Origin of the sequence: Hahella chejuensis KCTC 2396, assembly GCF_000012985.1 — a bacterium.
Classification (GTDB): Bacteria; Pseudomonadota; Gammaproteobacteria; order Pseudomonadales; family Oleiphilaceae; genus Hahella; species Hahella chejuensis.
Genome location: NC_007645.1, coordinates 2,421,241 through 2,438,034 on the forward strand (window position 1 = coordinate 2,421,241; position 16,794 = coordinate 2,438,034).

The following is a 16,794-nucleotide window of genomic DNA, read 5'->3' on the forward strand; positions in this document are numbered from 1 at the left end:
TATGAATAGGTCCAGGGCGATACTTGTCACAATCATTACAGGTTTGCTGGCGGTGGCTGCACCAATTTTATTCGCCCTCCATATTGCAGACCAACAAGGGAAAAACATTGAGAAAAATCGAGTGCTTAGCTTTGCGAGAGAAGCTTTAAGCCGCTCAGACCGGGCTGCAGACCAGATATACGAAGGCATAGATCGTCTATCGAGCGCTCCTGATCCTTGCTCCCCCTCACAGCTTTTTCTAATGAGGGACATCGACCTTTCTTCAAGCCAGATACAAGCCATAGGATGGGTGTCTAATAATATTTTGAAATGCTCTTCTTTGGGGGCTTCTGGAACAATGCAGATAGACCTTGGTGATCCAGATGTTGTGACGACCACTGGTAGCAGGCTGCGTACAAATGTAACGTTTCCGTTTGCCAAAGATAGTGCATTTACTGTTGTTGAGCGTAATGGATATGCCGCCATCATCCATAAGGACTTACCCATTGACGTAGTCACTGAGTCCAGCGATATATCGATTGCAACCGTAACCCCTGAAAATAGAAAAGTACGCAGCTTGCGTGGGCATATTAATGTTGAGTGGATGAGTCGGCTCGGTGAGCTGCAGGAGGTAACCTTTGTAGAGCAACAGTATGTTGTGGCAGTGGTGCGCTCTAAGCGTTACGCAACGGCTGTGATAGCTGCCTTACCTATTCATTATTTAAGGGCTCAGACAAGAGAAGCTGCGCTAATATTGGTTCCTACGGGGTTGGCTGCAGGCGCAGTTCTGATATGGGCGATCTTGTATGTGGTTCGTTTGCAAATGGCTTTGCCGACACTGCTTAAAGTTGCATTGCGCCGCAAAGAACTCTTTCTTGTGTACCAGCCTATTGTCGACTTGCGAAGCGGACGTTGGATTGGAGCGGAGGCGCTAGTTAGGTGGCGTAGACCAAGCGGAGAGTTAGTTCGGCCTGACCTGTTTATTCAGGTAGCGGAGGATACAGGCTATATACAGAAAGTAACCGAGCAGGTGATAGAAATCGCTGCTCGTGACGCCTCAAATATTTTCAGAAAATTCCCTTATTTCCATATTGGTATCAACTTGGCGGCTGCAGACCTACAGTCCCATCATACAATCGAATTACTAGAAGACCTGATGCGAGAGACGAGCGCAAGCGATGGAAACATTCTGATAGAGGCTACCGAGCGGGGCTTTATGAATACAACCATCGCTCAAGAGATAATGCGCAAAATCAGAGCAAAAGGAATTCGCATTGCGATTGATGATTTCGGAACTGGTTATTCGAGTCTTTCATATTTGGAAAGTTTTGAGCTGGACTACCTGAAGATAGATAAATCATTTGTCGATAAAATAGGCACAGAGGCTGCGACAAGCCAAGTTGTGCCTCATATCATCGAGATGGCGAAAGACTTGCAGCTGGAAATGATTGCGGAAGGGGTCGAAACCGAAGCCCAGGCCCGTTACCTTCGTGACAGTGGGGTTCAATTTGCGCAAGGGTGGTTGTTCAGTAAGCCATTGCCGTACAGTGAATTGCAGTCAAAGCTACGTGACCTCGATGACTCCCTAAGCGGTAGCCATCCCGCCAGATCCTCTCCAGTAGCACCCGGGCAAGCTCTATAAAATCGCGGGTATCGTCAGAAGGAAAAGGCGGGTTTCCGGTTGCTGCATTGGAGTAGTATGGTTCACCTTTGGAGAATTTGCCGGTTTGTTCTGCTTCTCCCAAGTCGCCATATACTTCTGAATTAACTCTCCCAGAAGCCCCTCCTTACTGTATTGCTTAATTTTTTCACTCAGATAATCGGCATACCCTATACAGTTGGAGGTCTTACTGAAAGCTATGTAAATGCCTTCTTCAGTGATGGGGGTAGGTAGGAACTCCAGTTGACGATTTAGATTGAGTTCTTCAGCAAGGCTAATTCCCGGATAGAGGCCGTATAGGAAGTAATCAAGGCGACCTGCCATCGTCATGCCATATAACTGCTCAAATTGCCCCACCCGCTCAAGATTCAAGTGTTGTTTGGCGAACTCATCAAACTCGACGCCAAAGCTGTCTCCTAGCCGGGCGCCGCCTTTCTTCCCTTTCAGGTCTTCCCAGGATTTAAACGGAAATCCATGCCCTTCTTTTACAAATATGACATTGGGATCGGACATAAAGGGTGGTTGAACAAAGTGGAGTAAGGCGCGGCGTTCCTCACTAATGTACAAACCTGAAATCATATCGACGCTATCCGTGCTCGCTAAGACGCGTTTCCATGGCCCCTTGTATTTGGACTCCACTTTAACGCCTTTGTCTGCCATGGCCAGTTCTACGATTTCGATCGCAACGCCGATAATGCGATGCGGGTTTTGTTTATCTTGCCAAGATATAGGGGGGTAGTTAGGGTCGCTGGTGACGGTCAGACTTACACAGTTTTTTGCCCATACGGGCTCTTGCAGTAATGCTGTGAGCAATATAATTACCCATCGCTTCATGGGCTCCCCCTCTACTATGCCCAGGGGGCGGTAAGGTGGCTCAACATGATGAGTCCCAAAAAGAGGGGGCTGTCCCCCCCTTCAGAATGATGTACTGAAGAATTTATACAAATAATAAGACTAGTCTAAAGGGGGGCTGACCGCCACTAACAAGCTCATATGGCTCTAACGGCCTATTCTTTTGATAGGCGTAGTGACTCGCTGCTTAAGGGGTTTCATGAGAAAAGGAGGTCCAGTGTGTTTACCTCTATACGATCAACTGGTCCACCGCAAGAACCTGTCGAACGTGACCCATTCGGTGACGCTCTCCAGCCTACCAAGGCAGCGAGGCATAGCCGGCGTCTTTCTATGGGCGAAGCCTTTTGACGAGTCGGAGTTTCCGGCGGCGTTCGATTTGGAGGACTTCACGGTCGCCCAGATTTTCACGCTGTCGGAAGTCTACAATCTGGGCTGTATGAACGCCCTGGGCGAAGGTCAGATGCTGGTCTGCGCTGAAAGCGGCGACATTGAGATAGGCGACTACATTGTCACATCAAGCCGCCCTGGCATTGGTATGCGCCAGGAAGATGACGTGCTGCGCAGCTACACCATCGCGGAGGCCCGCGAGGCGGTTAACTGGACAGAGGAGGAAAGCGACGAGAGATTGATCTCGTGTAAGTATCTTTGTGGTTGAGCAGAATGGGCCTGAATTTGTCAGGCCCTGCATGTTTGTTGTGAGTTAGAACTTAAGGTTTTCCGCTTTGATGTTTACCCACTTATCCTCATCCTTTGTGAAGGCAAATTCAGGGATTGTAATTTCAAGGCTTTGAGCGTCGATTGCATAAAGCTCCGCCGACATTGGCCTTTTGATGGCGATTACATGTTCCCCGTCTTTTACTCCCGCATACCACCACGTCTCAGAGGAGTTGTTGATGGTATCTTCGAACTTAGCTTCTAAGCTTTGCTTATCAATTGGTTTCATATCAGCGTTGCACCCCGTGATCATTGATGCTACTGCCAGCATTAACAGGAATCGTTTTATCATGAACTTGATCCAGCATTTTTGAGAACTTTAGGACTGGTTTTGCTTGTTGGGTCTTTAAGGTTCTTTATTTAAAATTGTAAGAGGGAAGCCTCTTTTTTATATCTAAATGAATCACTCACGATATAAAAAATATAATCAAGTGTAATTCGACATATGGTATAGGCCAAACAGGCTGCCGAAGGCATTGGCAACATGCCGGTCCTTGTTGGTGTGGCGAGTCAGATTTCGCACTGGTCGGATATTGTTCCCTCGCAGGAAGAGGTATAGCTGACGCACTTCAGCCTTTGTTGCCTCTATTCAGGTTATGTGCGTAGATCGCTTCCATCACAAGGGCGTATGGCGTCCAAGTTAAAATGATCAAGACGCTGAAGAAAACGCTCGAACCGATATGTATCCAGCTAGCGCCCGCTGAGTACGCCAGTGCGAGTAAAGTGAGAAAAGCGGCGATGGACACTAGCCCAAACCTCTTGCGTTCAATAAGAGCGCGGTATAAATGCTCTCTGGCTACAATGAAAAAAAACGCGATCCCGATAAATAGGAGCCCTGATTCTATCTGTGAATCCGCTGGATCTTGGCTGCAAAGCAGGTTTACGCCGAAGGAAAAGTTGATGGGAGAGAATACCAAAGAAATATGATGATGTGGGTTACTCTTAATGTAATCGCATGTAATTGAAAGCCAATGGCCCTCTTTAGTCTCGTTTTTGGTCAGGAACGAGACCCAGAAAGGCGCCGCCAGGAAGAAACCTAGAAACAGCAGCATGGCGAGAGCGATAACCAAGGAAGATACCTCTGTGACGGATGTCAGATTTTACATTTCATAAAGATAATTTCTCATCATCTTTCGATTTATGAGTATAAGATACGCGCCCTGAAAAGTGTTGGTGCATGAAGTGCTGCGTTAGGTGGTGCTCGCCATGACAGTATTAATTGAGATGATTAAATGATTTACGAGCATAAACGAAATACCAATATCGGCGTCGGCTTGGGCGTCATAATGCAGTTGTGGGGAAAATCCATGAGCAGCGCCAGTCCAACAATGGGATTTATCGTCGTCTTATTGGGTATCGTCCTCTTTGTCTGGGGTTGCGGACAATATGCGAAAAGCAAAGGGTATTCAGGTGTTTGGGGGGGGCTCGGACTTTTCAGCTTGATTGGCCTGATCATTCTGGTTTTTATGAAAGATAGAGATCGGTAGCCAGGCATCCTGGCCATTTTATGCGCCTTCCCAGGGCGCATAGTCCTTCTGTGTTGTTGCAAGCACTCCTTAAATCATCTATCTCTTAGTATTCAGACTGCGATCGGAATCGGCCGCTATGAATCTGGGCATTCGAACCCTGCTATCTCTCACCCTCGCCGGAATAGTCTTTATCACCACTAGCCTGGTGAATGGGATTATCGACTATGAGGCTTCGCACCGGTTACGGAATGAGCTGGGAGAGCAGTATTCTGAGCTCGCCTATCAAATGGCGGATCGATTAGACAGGGAAATGTTCGAAAGGCTCAGTGACATGATTAATGTGTCCAGTCTCCCCACTATCCGCAATCTCAATGGCTCCCAGGCGGAGCTGCAGCGCAACATTCTGGAAACTCTCAAGCGAACTTACGGCTACTACGCCTGGGTGGGGCTCACTGATGTTAACGGTGTAGTGCTCAGGGCTACAGGGGGCTTGATGGAGGGAATGGACGTCTCCGGCTTGCCTTGGTGGAAAGAAGGGCATCTCGCCCCTTATGTTGGCGATGTAAGAGACAGCGAGTTACTTGATCGTTATCCGCGTCAGGGCGACCCGACGCGACCTCTGCGTATTGTGGACTTTGCTGCGCCTATTCTCGGGCTGGATGGCGCGCAAATTGGAGTGATGGGCGCTCATCTCAACTGGGACTGGGTTAAAGAGGCTGCTTCCAGCCTGCTGCAGCAACGCAATAGGGATATTGAGTTGCTGGTGCTTTCAAAGGATGGCGATGTCCTGCTGGCGCCCGAAAATACGCCTTTTACGAAGGTGTCGCTTCCTGACTCGCTTAAAGGCAACGAAACCCACATTATGACTTGGCCGGACGGTAAGAAGTATTTGACGGGTTTTTCCGGCACCAAGGGTTTCCTGGAGTACTCCGGGCTTGGCTGGACGGTGATTGCGCGGAGAGAAGTCTCGCAGGCTCTTGGCCCGGTTCGACGTCTCAGCGCTGCTATATGGATGTGGGGCGGCTCGATTACTGTCATTTTTGCAATGATTGGCTGGATGGTCGCGGCGCGCATTTCCCGACCACTACGGGAATTGGCGGCTTCCGCTGAAGCGGTTGAGCGTACTGATGGTCGATTGGCGTACTCGGAGGCATTCGCTCCCAGAGAAATTCGCGGATTGGCGGCGGCTTTGCAAGATATGCTGGACAAGTTGCGTAACCGGGAGGAAACGCTGAGACGTCAGTATTCAGAGCTGCAGATGCTGTACGAGGGGTCTCCAGTGGGGATCGTTATGATCGGGCGGGATTTAAACTGCCTGCGCATCAACAGTCGCCTGGCGGACTGGTTTGAGCTGGATAATACCCAGGTGGTGGGGCGCAGTATCAATGAAATCTCCAGCGAGCTGATAGAGTGGACAAAACCGGTGGTATTGCAAGTCCTGGCTTCCGGGGCCCCGGAGTTTGGCATTGAAATGAAAATGAAGGGGGGCGGGGCAGGGAAGACGCGTCACTTCTTGGCCTCTTGTCTGCCCTTGTTTGAGGAGGGAAAAGCCTCCGCAGTGGGTGTGGCGCTGTTGATCAGCGAGATGACTGCGCAGCGGCAGGCTGAGTACTTCGCCACCCATGATACGTTGACTGGGCTTCCTAACCGACGCTTTCTATCCACTTTTATTACACAAGAGCTGGCCGTGGCGAGGCGACAGAACAAGAAAGTCGCCGCGCTGTATCTGGATCTTGACCGTTTCAAAGACGTCAATGACACCCATGGGCATAGCGTTGGAGATGCGCTGCTTCAGGAGGTGACACGGCGATTGCGTCAGGTGGTGCGTGAATCGGATTTGATCGTCAGATTGGGGGGCGACGAGTTTGTGGTGGTGCTTCTGGATATCAAGGGAGTTTCCGATCTTACGCGGCTTGCGGAAAGTATCATCAGGAGTCTATCCGCTACATACCTTTTTGGAAGTGCGGAGGTGCGCACGTCTCCCAGTATTGGCATCGCCGTCTATCCTGATGACGTCTCGGGCGAGTCACAACTGCTTTCCTGCGCGGATGAGGCCATGTACGAAGCTAAAAAAAGCGGTCCTGGGCAGTATCGGCATTACGCTGACCTGCATGGCAAAGAGGAATATTAATATGGCAATGATACTGGCATGTTGATAATCAGGCGCATGGATGCGCCTGCGCGGCGGCTGGCCGCGGGAGACAGGGCCTGACATGTGCGTGCCCTGTCGTTGCAGACAAATAGAAGGAAGCTATTTGTCTGCCTGATTAATAGTTTGGATCTGTAGCGTTACAACACGCAGACGTTTCACGCATAGGCATTTACTCATCGTCTTGCGTCCTGTATTTAATGATCGCCAAAGTAAGCATTTCATGTGGCTATCAGTTAAGGAGAAGCATGTACGATCAATCCGTTATCGTCTTTGAACGCTATTTGAAGCGATTGTCCGCCATGATGAACCGACTGGAGACGTTTGCCGACACGGCCTCCAAGCAAAAAGCGATACTTCAAACAAGCCTCGCGCCCAATATGTTCCCTCTTGTTCAGCAGGTACGCACGACTATCAGTTTTTCTCTGCGGACCTGTTATCCGTTGGCGGGGCTGGAGATTCCGGAGATAGAATCTCGTGAAGACACTATTGCAGATCTGCGTCGACAGATTAAGGAGGCCGGGCGCTATTTGCAGGCTTTGCCAGCGAATGATTTTGCAACAGCGGCGGAACGGGAAATTGTGACGAAAGCCGGATTCAAAGAACTGCGATTGGATGGCGAAACCTTTCTTACCCAATATGCGTTGCCGAACTTTTTCTTTCATCTCAGCATGGTCTACGCGATTTTACGATATTGCGGGGCTCCGGTCGGGAAGGGGGACTTTGATGGCTTTCATGAGTATCCTCCGGGATTTGCATTTTGAGCCCCCATGAACATCGACCTTTGCGTTTCGGTTGCTTTCGACCGGAAAGAGGTGATCTATACTGAGGTGGCTTAATCGCCTGTTGCGCTCGGTGCGCAAACTAAAATCAATATGAGGAGAGTGATCCATGGAAAAGTTGTCCGGCGAACCTGAAAAGGGGAGTAAGACTGACCGTATTGAAGAGCAGTATTCGTTCAAGTCCCGTTTTGTGTTTATTTTCGGCGAGGTTAATCATGAGATGGCGCAAGCGACCTGTCAGCGCTTGATAGCCTTGGCGGAAGATTCTGAAGACCCTATCAGAGTGCTGATATCCTCTCCGGGTGGCCATGTGGAGTCGGGGGACGCTATTCACGACATTATTCGCTTTATCCGCGCGCCGGTAATTACGGTGGGCGCCGGGTGGGTCGCCAGCGCGGGAACGCATATTTACTTGGCGGCGGAGAAAGAGCGTCGTGTCTGTTTGCCCAATACGCGCTTTATGATTCACCAACCTGGCGGTGGCGCTGGCGGCCCTGCTTCGGATATCGCAATTCAGGCGAAAGAGATTTTGAGAGCCCGTGAGCGTATCGCCCATGTTGTCGCCAGGCAGACGGGTAAACCGTTTGAGAAAGTATTGGTGGATATAGAAAGGGATTTCTGGATGAGTCCAGAAGAGGCGATGGACTATGGGATTGTCTCTCGTGTAGTCGAATCCTACAAAGACCTTCAGTAGATTTAATATTCCCTAAAATTTCATGAGCGCCATTTAAAGCGCTCATGATTTCCTTATAACGATATATATAACCGACATTGTCATATATATACTTTTGGAACGAAAAATAGATAACAATCTGTCTCTATATTTTTCCCAGTCTACTGATACTAAATAATTTTTTTAAGTCATTTGGCTCTAGAGCATAGGAAAAAATACCAGCCTCGTCACTATCCTATTCAGCCGATAAAATTGAAACTTGCAACATTCTTCTCAAAAATATTAAAAAAATTGAATCACTGAGAAACTTTTTGGAAAACATGTTGTATTCTCAAATGACCGGTGGACCTCTCATGCATATAAAGTCGTTATCAAAATCCAGTGCGTTCTCCGGCAGTAACCCCTGATGGGGGCTATTCGCTCTTTTCCATTTATCCAGCGCTCGTAGTAGAGGGAATAGGCCCGTATCAGGGCTCTATCAATAAGGAACTAATAAGGAATTCAGTATGAGGAAAAGTACTGCTTTGGGATTCGTAACTTTGTTGGCGTGCAGTTTTATGTCCACTATCACGGCGGCCGAAACGGCTCCTGTTGATAACTCGCCAGCAAACGTTCCTGCTATTCACTCTAAGTTTACCCCGCCCGGATTTATCAAACTCGCTAATGAAAAACGCATGATGGCCAGCGCCGCCGCCCGGGAAATTAATCCAGCGGACCTTGTGCGGCAATTAAAGGAAAATAACGGTAGCGTTTCGGTCGCCAATGTACTGAAGGATGTAAAAGGATTATCCAATTCATTCGTTAATCAAGCGCAAAGCGCAGAAAGAAGTATCCTGAGCAAGAAAGGCGTGCGCACCAAAGGGGAAACATTACTTGAGTTACGTATAGCCGCTCCGCAGATGATGTCGCAATTGCAGGAGGGGGTAGAGCCTCTCTATGCATATGAGCCGGATGGAGATGAATCTACCTGGCAATATATTGAAGCCTATGACAGTAATGGCGGTTTGCACTTGCTGGACGTCTGGAGTATGCCGGAGCGGCCGGTAGTCGTCGTCGACATCAATGCGAAAAAGGATATGCAGCTCGGTCTGGCGCAAATGCGTGAGGTTTTTTCTCGCTCCGCATCTAAATCCATTCAGATAAATAAAGCCCAGTCGGATAGCATCAATGTGACCATACTGGACAGTATCCGTTTGGGAGATGATGAGGAGCCATGGATCTCGGGCAACGCTGAGGTATACGCGATTGTGACTGGCGTTGATCCCAGCAGAGATGAGCCGGCGCTGGACATTGTGGATATGCCTTATCTCGATGAAGATGGTAAAACCTATTACCCCAACCAGGTTGTCGTTTATTGGGATAGATATCGTTGGGGCGCCGCGAATATCATTCTGATGGAGCATGACGATAACACCAACTATCAAACGTTGGCGCAAAAACTTCTAACTACCGCTGCTCAAGTGCTTTCGGCGCTGGGACAACCGGAGATTGGAGCGTTGGTGGCTTTGGGTAGCGGGATTGTCGAGCTGATGCCTGAGCACTGGTTCAGTAACGACGATGACTATTTGGACTCTTTCTATACACTTGAAAAGAGTATGCACTATGGGAATCACATGGGTGTATCGGGTAATGCGATGACGACTATGAGGCCCTACACGCTGAATGGAATTAAATAATTGTAAATAAGCAGGCGCGCTAACACGTCTGCTTTAAAAGTTAGGCCCCTCCGAGGCAGTATATTACTGCCTCGGAGGGGCCTTCCGAATGCCTCAATATTATTCCAGAACAATCAAGCTACGGTTCTTCTCCACGGTTTTCTCACCAATACCTTTAACCAGCGCCAACTCGGATATATCCTTGAAAGGGCCATTGGTAGTGCGAAACTCTATAATAGCTTCGGCTTTTTTAAGTCCGACGCCATTTAGTGCTTTTGCTAATGCTTCGGCGTCCGCTGTATTAATATTCACTACGTTCTGTTGTTCGGCCGATTGTGTTTGTTGCGGCGCGGAGTCCGTAGCGAATGAAACATTAGCGAAAGCGAGAGTAAAAGCGAAGAAAATAACTGATAGCAGTTTTTGCATGTGAAATCACTCCATTGAAGTATTTGATTTAATATCCACCGGTCCCGGTGGTGGCGCTATTATGCTCAATGCGCATAAAAAAGCTGTACGCTTTATTCTGAATTTTTTGTAAGAAATAACGTACGGCTGTAAGAAATGCTCCATACACCCCTTGATATTTATTTATTTTTAATTACATTGTTATGTGATGATTGTAAACCTGATCGAATAACCCCGGAGCTATAAATGAATAAACTATCTGCTTATATTGAAGCAAAAGCCGCCTACGAAGATCTCAAGAAGAAAATTGAAGCGTTGGAGAGCGACGAGAGTGTTAAGAAAAACCTGGAGTTTCAAAAGAAACTACAGGACTTAATGGATAAATACGGGGTATCCAAAGAAGATGTCGTTCGTATGTGGAAGAAAGACGAGAAACCCAGTGCGACAGATAAACGTCGCGGCGTTCGTCCTTTGAAAGTATACAAAAACCCTCATACTGACGAAGTTGTTAAAACCCGCGGCGGCAACCATAAAGTGCTGAACGAATGGCGCGGTAAATACGGTAAAGAAACCGTCGACAGCTGGATCAGCTAAGCTTTTGGCGCTACCAGCAACGCTTTTTGGCCGGTAGCGCGCACCATTTTAGTTACCTAATGCATTGATTTGGTTAAATAATGCTCAAAAATTAATTTTCCCCGCTTCCTACACATTCCAAAACATCTCTCCTATAATCCTTTTAAATAGCTGTATCTAATTATAATAACGCCAGCTCTCCTAATAAGAGTGGTATCAGACAACTACAAAAATCGGTAATAAGGGTGAAGGAATCACTAATTCCGGGGAGGAAGTCTGTACTTGCCTTGCTCCTGGTCTGGTCACTTAATACGCATGGTTCGCCATGGGCGGATACTGACGACATCCGTCTGCGCCACAGCCTGCAGCTTCTTGTAGATTCAGGGTATGCGAACCTGAATATAATGGCGTGGCCTGTTTCCTGGTCCAGCATTGATAGAGAGTTGATGCTGATTGACCGCTCCAGTCTCCCTTCCAATCGTATCCGTACGGCCTTTGACTATCTTCAGTTTGAGCTGCACCGCTATAAGACTGAATCGCTCCATTTGGAGGCGCAGTTTTATGCTTCCAACCGCTCTCCTTTTCTGAAAGGCTTTGGTGATAACTTTACAGAAAAAAATGAAGCTTGGTTTCAAGCAGAGTTTTTAGGAAGTTCCTGGGCTGCGGGACTTCGTGTTGGCGGTGTGAATGGAGATTATGATGATGTCCCGACTTTCAGGGCGGACGGCTCCTATTTTGCCGGCCTGTTGGGAAACTGGGTTTTGGGCGTAGGGGCCATAGATCGCTGGTGGGGCCCAGGCTGGCAGTCCAGCCTTGTTCTCTCTGATAACGCGAGACCGGTCCCTGGTGTGTTCATCCGACGTAATGCTGACACTTCGTTTGAGAGTCGCTGGCTTTCTTGGTTAGGGCCATGGAGTTTAGAAATGTTTGGCGGTCAGCTGGAAGGCGATCGTGCGATTCCAGAAGCCAGGTTGCTGGGCGCCCGATTCTCGTTCAGACCATTGCAAAACTTAGAACTAGGTCTTTACAGGGTAGCCCAGTGGGGAGGGGAGGGGCGCCCTCAATCAATGTCCAGTCTGATGGACTTACTGTTGGGAAGAGACAACATCGGCGATGGTGGCGTAACGGCGGAGAACGAACCTGGAAACCAGCTGGGAGGCGTCGACCTTCGTTTTTCGTTTAATTTCTTTTCATTGCCTTCAGCTTTGTATCTGCAGATGGTGGGAGAAGATGAGGCTGGAGGATTGCCGTCCAAGCGATTATGGCTCGGCGGCTATGAAAGCTCATTTAATCTCAATGAATGGGATTATGGCTTTTTTCTTGAAGCTGCAACGACCTCCGCTGGAGGGGTCTTTGGTTCCCTTTCTTCCAATGTCGCGTACAACCATCAAACATATCTGACAGGTTATAGATATCAAGGACGCTCTATCGGCGCCTCCGTGGATAATGATGCGGAAATTTACTCTATTGGGATGCGTTTAATTTCACCAGGCTCTACCGTAATAACTGGCTCCATTTCGACAGTGCGAGCAAATATTGATAGTGCGCGTACAGCCCATTCGCCCAGTGGTGAGCTTTATGAAGAGTCGCTATGGGAAGCAAAGCTGACATATCAGAGCGAATGGGGGCGTTTACGGTATGAGTTGGGAAGTGATTATTACTCTGATGAGCTAAGCAACGACTATGCCTCCAGCGGCGAATTTCAGTTTTGGCTTCAAGGGACATACAGATTTTAATAATGAAGAGCTTATCTATGCACAATATGTATAAAGCTATCGCGATTTTATTTCTCTGGGGCTGGAGTATGATCTCTGGCGCACAGACGCTAACGCAAGAGCAAGTGCAGCAGTTTCTCTCGCTTCCAGAGGCGCAGCAAAAGGCGTTGGCTCAGCAGTATGGCCTGGATATAAACGCATTAAAAAAGTCACAAACTACCACAAACAGTAAGAGGCTTGAGCCCGCCCCGGAATCGCCTGTTAGGCCGTTGCCTTCTGATGAAGAAGAGCGCTTTAGGGACAGCGATGTCCCTAATAATCGCATGGAAGAATATGGATATGATTGGGAGCCGGACGAAGATTATTACTCCTATGAGCAAGACTGGCTATTGCGAGATGATGGCCCTCCTGCTGAAAGAGATCAGCGTCAACGTTCAAGGTATGAGGAAGAGAGGGGCTCGTACTCAAGAGAGAGCAGAGAGGAAAATAAAGAGCGCTATTATAAGGATCGGCGCAGCGAGCAGTTCAGGAGTGAGGCATCCTCTACCGCCGGTAAGTTGAAGCCATTTGGTTATGATTTATTCGCCGGCGCACCGACCACGTTTGCGCCAGTCACTGAAATTCCCATACCCGCAGAATATATCGTTGGACCTGGAGATACCATTCGGGTGCAGATGTTTGGCAAAGAAAACCAACTGCACGAGTTGATAGTAACCAGGGACGGTCAGATTCAGATACCTCAAATAGGCCCCATTTCCGTAGCGGGTTTATCTTTCAACGAATTGAAAGATCAATTAACACGCTTGATTCAACAAAAATTTATTGGTGTTGAGAGTGCGATTTCTCTTGGCGAGTTAAGAAGCATAAGAGTGTTTATTTTAGGGGAGGCCAGGACGCCGGGAGCGTATTCGGTAAGTTCATTATCTACTATGACCAATGCTCTGTTTGTCAGCGGAGGAGTCAGGTCTACTGGTTCGTTGCGTGATATTCAGCTAAAGCGTCAAGGTAAACTGGTTTCTACTTTGGATTTGTATGACTTGCTGTTGCGTGGAGATACAAGCGCTGACAGGCGCTTGCAGCCTGGCGATGTCATTTTTATTCCTCCTAAAGGTAAAGCAGTGGGCGTTGATGGTTATGTCCAGCGTCCAGCTATCTATGAACTGAGAAATGAAAAGGTGATATCCGAAGTCGTAGAGTTGGCTGGGGGGCTTCGGGCAGAGGCCTATCCGAAATTTACTAAGGTGGAGCGGGTCGCCGATGGCTTTAAAAAAACGGTTCAGGATGTGAACCTTCTTACCAAGCAGGGAGAAAGGTTTGGCATTAAAAATGGCGACTTAATTACCGTCGGCGCAGTGGATGATCTTGTGGAAGGCTACGTAAAAATCCTGGGTGAAGTCAGCCGTCCAGGCGTTTACGACTGGAGTCCCGGCATGAGGGTTAGTGACGTGTTGCACTCAATTAAGTCGGGATTGAAGCCTTTGGCGGATTTGGACTATGCGCTGATAGTGAGAGAAAAGAGCGCTTACAAAGATATCGAAGTTATCCACGTCAAACTGGGAGAAGCGCTATCCAGGCCGGATAGTTCTGCGAATGTGGCGATGCTCGACAAGGACCGATTACTGGTCTTCGATAAGTATCGTAGTAGAAGCAAGATGTTGGCGGGGGTGTTGAGAAAATTAAAGGCTCAATCCAGTCCGACGGAGAAAGAGAAGACTTTTTCTGTGCTCGGGACCGCTCGCCTGCAAGGTAAATTTCCTCTACCCGCCAATTACTCAGCGAAAGAGGCGATCATGGCCGCAGGGGGGATAGATCCGGCGGTGACTGATCTCAACTACGCAGTATTAGTGAGAGAAATTAACCCCCGAGGCGATATTGTTGTCCAGTACTTGGATTTAGTGGATATCTTTTCAGACAAGGCGCGTGCGGGCTACGTTATCAATCCTCTGGATAAGCTTATCCTCTTTAACAAGGACGCTAGCAGGATGCCGCTCCTGGATGACGTTATAGGCAGATTAAGAGAACAGGCTCGGCCTGGTCATCCACCTCAGTATGTAACTATTGGTGGAGCAGTGAAGTTCCCTGGTTCATATCCGATTACGGAAAACTTTTCACTCGATCGATTAATTCGCGCAGCAGGAGGCTTGCTCGACTCTTCATATACGTTGCAGGCAGAGATCTCACGAATCAATGTCTCTTCTGCAAAAAGTGATCTGGAAGTATTCAATACACCAGTAAGCTCTTTAGACAATAGCCGTACGAGTCAGCTGAAGGCGATGGACAAGGTATTTATAAAAACTATACCTGAGTACGCGGAGCGGTATACGGTTACTTTGGCAGGCGAAGTTCAGTTTCCTGGTGAGTATGTGGTTAGAAAGGGAGAGACATTGTCACAGGTAATTCAGCGAGCAGGAGGCCTCAGCTCGAATGCATTTATAAAGGGCGCGATCTATACAAGGGAGCGTCTTGCAGAGTTGGAAGCTGAAAGACTGAAGGAAGCGGAAGCCCGCTTGAAGAGGGACTTGGTTTCACTGGAGCTGCAACTAGCTAGAGAGGGCAAACCAGGAGAGGAAATACTCCCGGCTGACTTAAGCACATTGGAAAATTTACTTTCCCAAGTTAAAGAAAGTAAGCCATTGGGTCGCTTGGTTATTGACTTGAATGCGCTGATGCAGGGAGATCAAAAACAGGATGTCATTCTTCAGGAGGGCGACAAACTAATCGTCCCACCAACTACGCAGTCTGTAACGGTTATTGGGGAAGTTCAGTTTTCCACCAGCCACATTTTTTATCAGAACCTTTCTGTTGAAGACTATATTAAACGCAGTGGAGGAGAAACTGCGCAGGCTGATGCTGGTCGTACATATGTTGTAAGGGCAAATGGTTCGGTTTGGCTCCCAGGAAGCTCCCCCTGGTTTAGTCAAGGCGCTGAGAAAGTGGGTCCAGGAGATACTATTGTTGTGCCTTTGGAGACAGACCGGCTTAGCAAGTTGCAGCTATGGACTAACGTCAGTCAGATCTTCTATCAGATCGCATTAGGGGCGGCGGCGGTGGCGAGTTTATAGGGAGAGTAATTTCTTGGTATATCTATACTAACGTAGTTATTGTTACTTTAGTCAGGAGGGAATATGGAGAGATCATCTATCCAATCAGGAAGAAAAATTATCTTCTCAGTGGACTATTGAACTATGGAAAGAAAGACTTTTCCTGTTATAGAGACATATAAGGATAATGAGGTCAGCCTCAGGGATATACTTCTCACTCTGTGGAAGGGAAAGTGGATAATTATATCCCTTACAGTATTGTCTTTGGTTGCCGCCTTAGTAATGGCAAAAAATCAACCTAATATATATAAGTCATCTATATTGTTAGTCCCGGCCCAGGAGGAGCAAAAAGGAGGACTTGCAGGAATTGCGGGTCAATTTGGAGGGTTGGCCAGCATTGCAGGGATAAATATTGGCGGAGGGAAGTCTGATGTGGCTGAGGCGTTGGCTATCTTGAAATCTCAGGAATTTCTGACGCGCTTCTTAAAGGATGAGCAGATTAAGTCCTCTTTGTTCATTGAGAATTGGAATAAAGAAAGTGGCCAGTGGGAGAAAAAAGACTCTTTTCTGGGTAGTCTGTGGGGGAGACTTAAAGGTGATTCGAATCCCAAAGACCCTTCATCGCTTGAGCCTTCGTGGCAAAAAACGTATCAGCTTTTTATAAGCAAGCATCTAAGTGTATCAGAAGATCCTAAATCCGGGTTGGTGACCGTTTCGGTGATGGCCTATGAGCCGGAAGACGCTGCGCATTGGGCGGCACTACTGATTGATAAGCTTAATAGCCATGTCAGGCTGCAAAAAAAAGCTGAAGCTGAAAGAAGCATAGAATATCTAAACAACCAGATTAAATTAACTTTAAACGCGGAAATGCAACGGGTTTTGTATCAGTTGGTCGAGGCGCAGGCGAAGGTGGCTATGCTGGCTAGCGTCAGAGACGATTATGTTTTCAGGGTGATAGATCCTGCCTTTATTCCTGAGCAGAAATATAAACCGAATAGATTTCAAATGGTTATTGTCGGCGGTATCGCTGGATGCGTTTTTGGCGTTTTACTGGTTCTGTTTATTCAAATTATTACTGAAAAAAAACAAAGTGAATGAGCCTGAGTCTGCTGTTCTTGAACTATCAC

At 47.9% G+C, this 16,794-nt stretch carries 15 protein-coding genes; 11 read left to right on the forward strand and 4 right to left on the reverse strand.

Features of this window, described 5'->3' with window-relative positions; all coding sequences use genetic code 11:
• Position 1: 1 nt before the first annotated feature.
• The gene (locus tag HCH_RS10755; RefSeq protein ID WP_049780916.1) at positions 2–1,621 is read left to right on the forward strand and encodes an EAL domain-containing protein; all 1,620 of its coding nucleotides are present in this window, start codon (positions 2–4) and stop codon (positions 1,619–1,621) included.
• Here HCH_RS10755 and HCH_RS10760 read toward each other — a convergent pair.
• Positions 1,616–2,473, reverse strand: coding sequence for a substrate-binding periplasmic protein (locus HCH_RS10760; protein WP_011396253.1), 858 nt, complete (start codon positions 2,471–2,473; stop codon positions 1,616–1,618). The two genes, HCH_RS10755 and HCH_RS10760, sit on opposite strands and share 6 nt — an antisense overlap.
• 235 nt (positions 2,474–2,708) lie before the next feature.
• Here HCH_RS10760 and HCH_RS10765 point away from each other — a divergent pair, with 235 nt between their 5' ends.
• A complete protein-coding gene (locus tag HCH_RS10765; RefSeq protein ID WP_041598571.1) occupies positions 2,709–3,146 on the forward strand; it encodes a hypothetical protein in 438 nt (145 codons plus the stop codon).
• Positions 3,147–3,191: 45 nt separating this feature from the next.
• On the opposite strand, the gene HCH_RS10770 is transcribed toward HCH_RS10765, so the two are convergent.
• Both HCH_RS10770 and HCH_RS10775 read right to left on the reverse strand, forming a co-directional pair.
• Entirely contained in the window at positions 3,192–3,497 is a 306-nt protein-coding gene (locus HCH_RS10770; protein ID WP_011396255.1) for a hypothetical protein, read from the reverse strand.
• A gap of 277 nt (positions 3,498–3,774) precedes the next feature.
• Positions 3,775–4,275 (reverse strand): hypothetical protein, encoded by a 501-nt coding sequence (locus tag HCH_RS10775; protein ID WP_011396256.1) that lies wholly within the window; start codon positions 4,273–4,275, stop codon positions 3,775–3,777.
• A 162-nt stretch (positions 4,276–4,437) separates the two neighbouring features.
• Between HCH_RS10775 and HCH_RS10780 the strand changes: the two genes are divergently transcribed.
• The 5 genes from HCH_RS10780 (at position 4,438) to HCH_RS10800 (ending at position 9,954) form a co-directional block, all read left to right on the forward strand.
• Positions 4,438–4,692 (forward strand): hypothetical protein, encoded by a 255-nt coding sequence (locus tag HCH_RS10780; protein WP_011396257.1) that lies wholly within the window; start codon positions 4,438–4,440, stop codon positions 4,690–4,692.
• A 118-nt stretch (positions 4,693–4,810) separates the two neighbouring features.
• Positions 4,811–6,805, forward strand: coding sequence for a diguanylate cyclase domain-containing protein (locus HCH_RS10785; protein ID WP_011396258.1), 1,995 nt, complete (start codon positions 4,811–4,813; stop codon positions 6,803–6,805).
• Positions 6,806–7,071: 266 nt separating this feature from the next.
• Positions 7,072–7,587 carry a DUF1993 domain-containing protein gene (locus HCH_RS10790; protein WP_011396259.1) on the forward strand — a complete coding sequence of 172 codons (516 nt, stop codon included), beginning with the start codon at positions 7,072–7,074 and terminating at the stop codon, positions 7,585–7,587.
• A gap of 127 nt (positions 7,588–7,714) precedes the next feature.
• A complete protein-coding gene (locus HCH_RS10795; RefSeq protein ID WP_011396260.1) occupies positions 7,715–8,299 on the forward strand; it encodes an ATP-dependent Clp protease proteolytic subunit in 585 nt (194 codons plus the stop codon).
• A gap of 485 nt (positions 8,300–8,784) precedes the next feature.
• Positions 8,785–9,954: a DUF3103 domain-containing protein gene (locus HCH_RS10800; RefSeq protein ID WP_011396261.1), complete on the forward strand. Its 1,170-nt coding sequence runs from the start codon at positions 8,785–8,787 to the stop codon at positions 9,952–9,954.
• A 99-nt stretch (positions 9,955–10,053) separates the two neighbouring features.
• Here HCH_RS10800 and HCH_RS10805 read toward each other — a convergent pair whose 3' ends face one another.
• Positions 10,054–10,359 carry a ComEA family DNA-binding protein gene (locus HCH_RS10805; protein WP_011396262.1) on the reverse strand — a complete coding sequence of 102 codons (306 nt, stop codon included), beginning with the start codon at positions 10,357–10,359 and terminating at the stop codon, positions 10,054–10,056.
• A gap of 225 nt (positions 10,360–10,584) precedes the next feature.
• Here HCH_RS10805 and HCH_RS10810 point away from each other — a divergent pair, with 225 nt between their 5' ends.
• The 4 genes from HCH_RS10810 (at position 10,585) to HCH_RS10825 (ending at position 16,765) form a co-directional block, all read left to right on the forward strand.
• Positions 10,585–10,932 carry a histone-like nucleoid-structuring protein, MvaT/MvaU family gene (locus tag HCH_RS10810; protein ID WP_011396264.1) on the forward strand — a complete coding sequence of 116 codons (348 nt, stop codon included), beginning with the start codon at positions 10,585–10,587 and terminating at the stop codon, positions 10,930–10,932.
• Positions 10,933–11,156: 224 nt separating this feature from the next.
• Positions 11,157–12,647 carry a capsule assembly Wzi family protein gene (locus HCH_RS10815; RefSeq protein WP_011396265.1) on the forward strand — a complete coding sequence of 497 codons (1,491 nt, stop codon included), beginning with the start codon at positions 11,157–11,159 and terminating at the stop codon, positions 12,645–12,647.
• A gap of 17 nt (positions 12,648–12,664) precedes the next feature.
• Entirely contained in the window at positions 12,665–15,688 is a 3,024-nt protein-coding gene (locus HCH_RS10820; protein ID WP_158304948.1) for an SLBB domain-containing protein, read from the forward strand.
• Positions 15,689–15,811: 123 nt separating this feature from the next.
• On the forward strand, positions 15,812–16,765 hold the full coding sequence (locus HCH_RS10825) for a Wzz/FepE/Etk N-terminal domain-containing protein (protein WP_011396267.1): 954 nt from the start codon (positions 15,812–15,814) through the stop codon (positions 16,763–16,765).
• Positions 16,766–16,794: the final 29 nt, after the last annotated feature.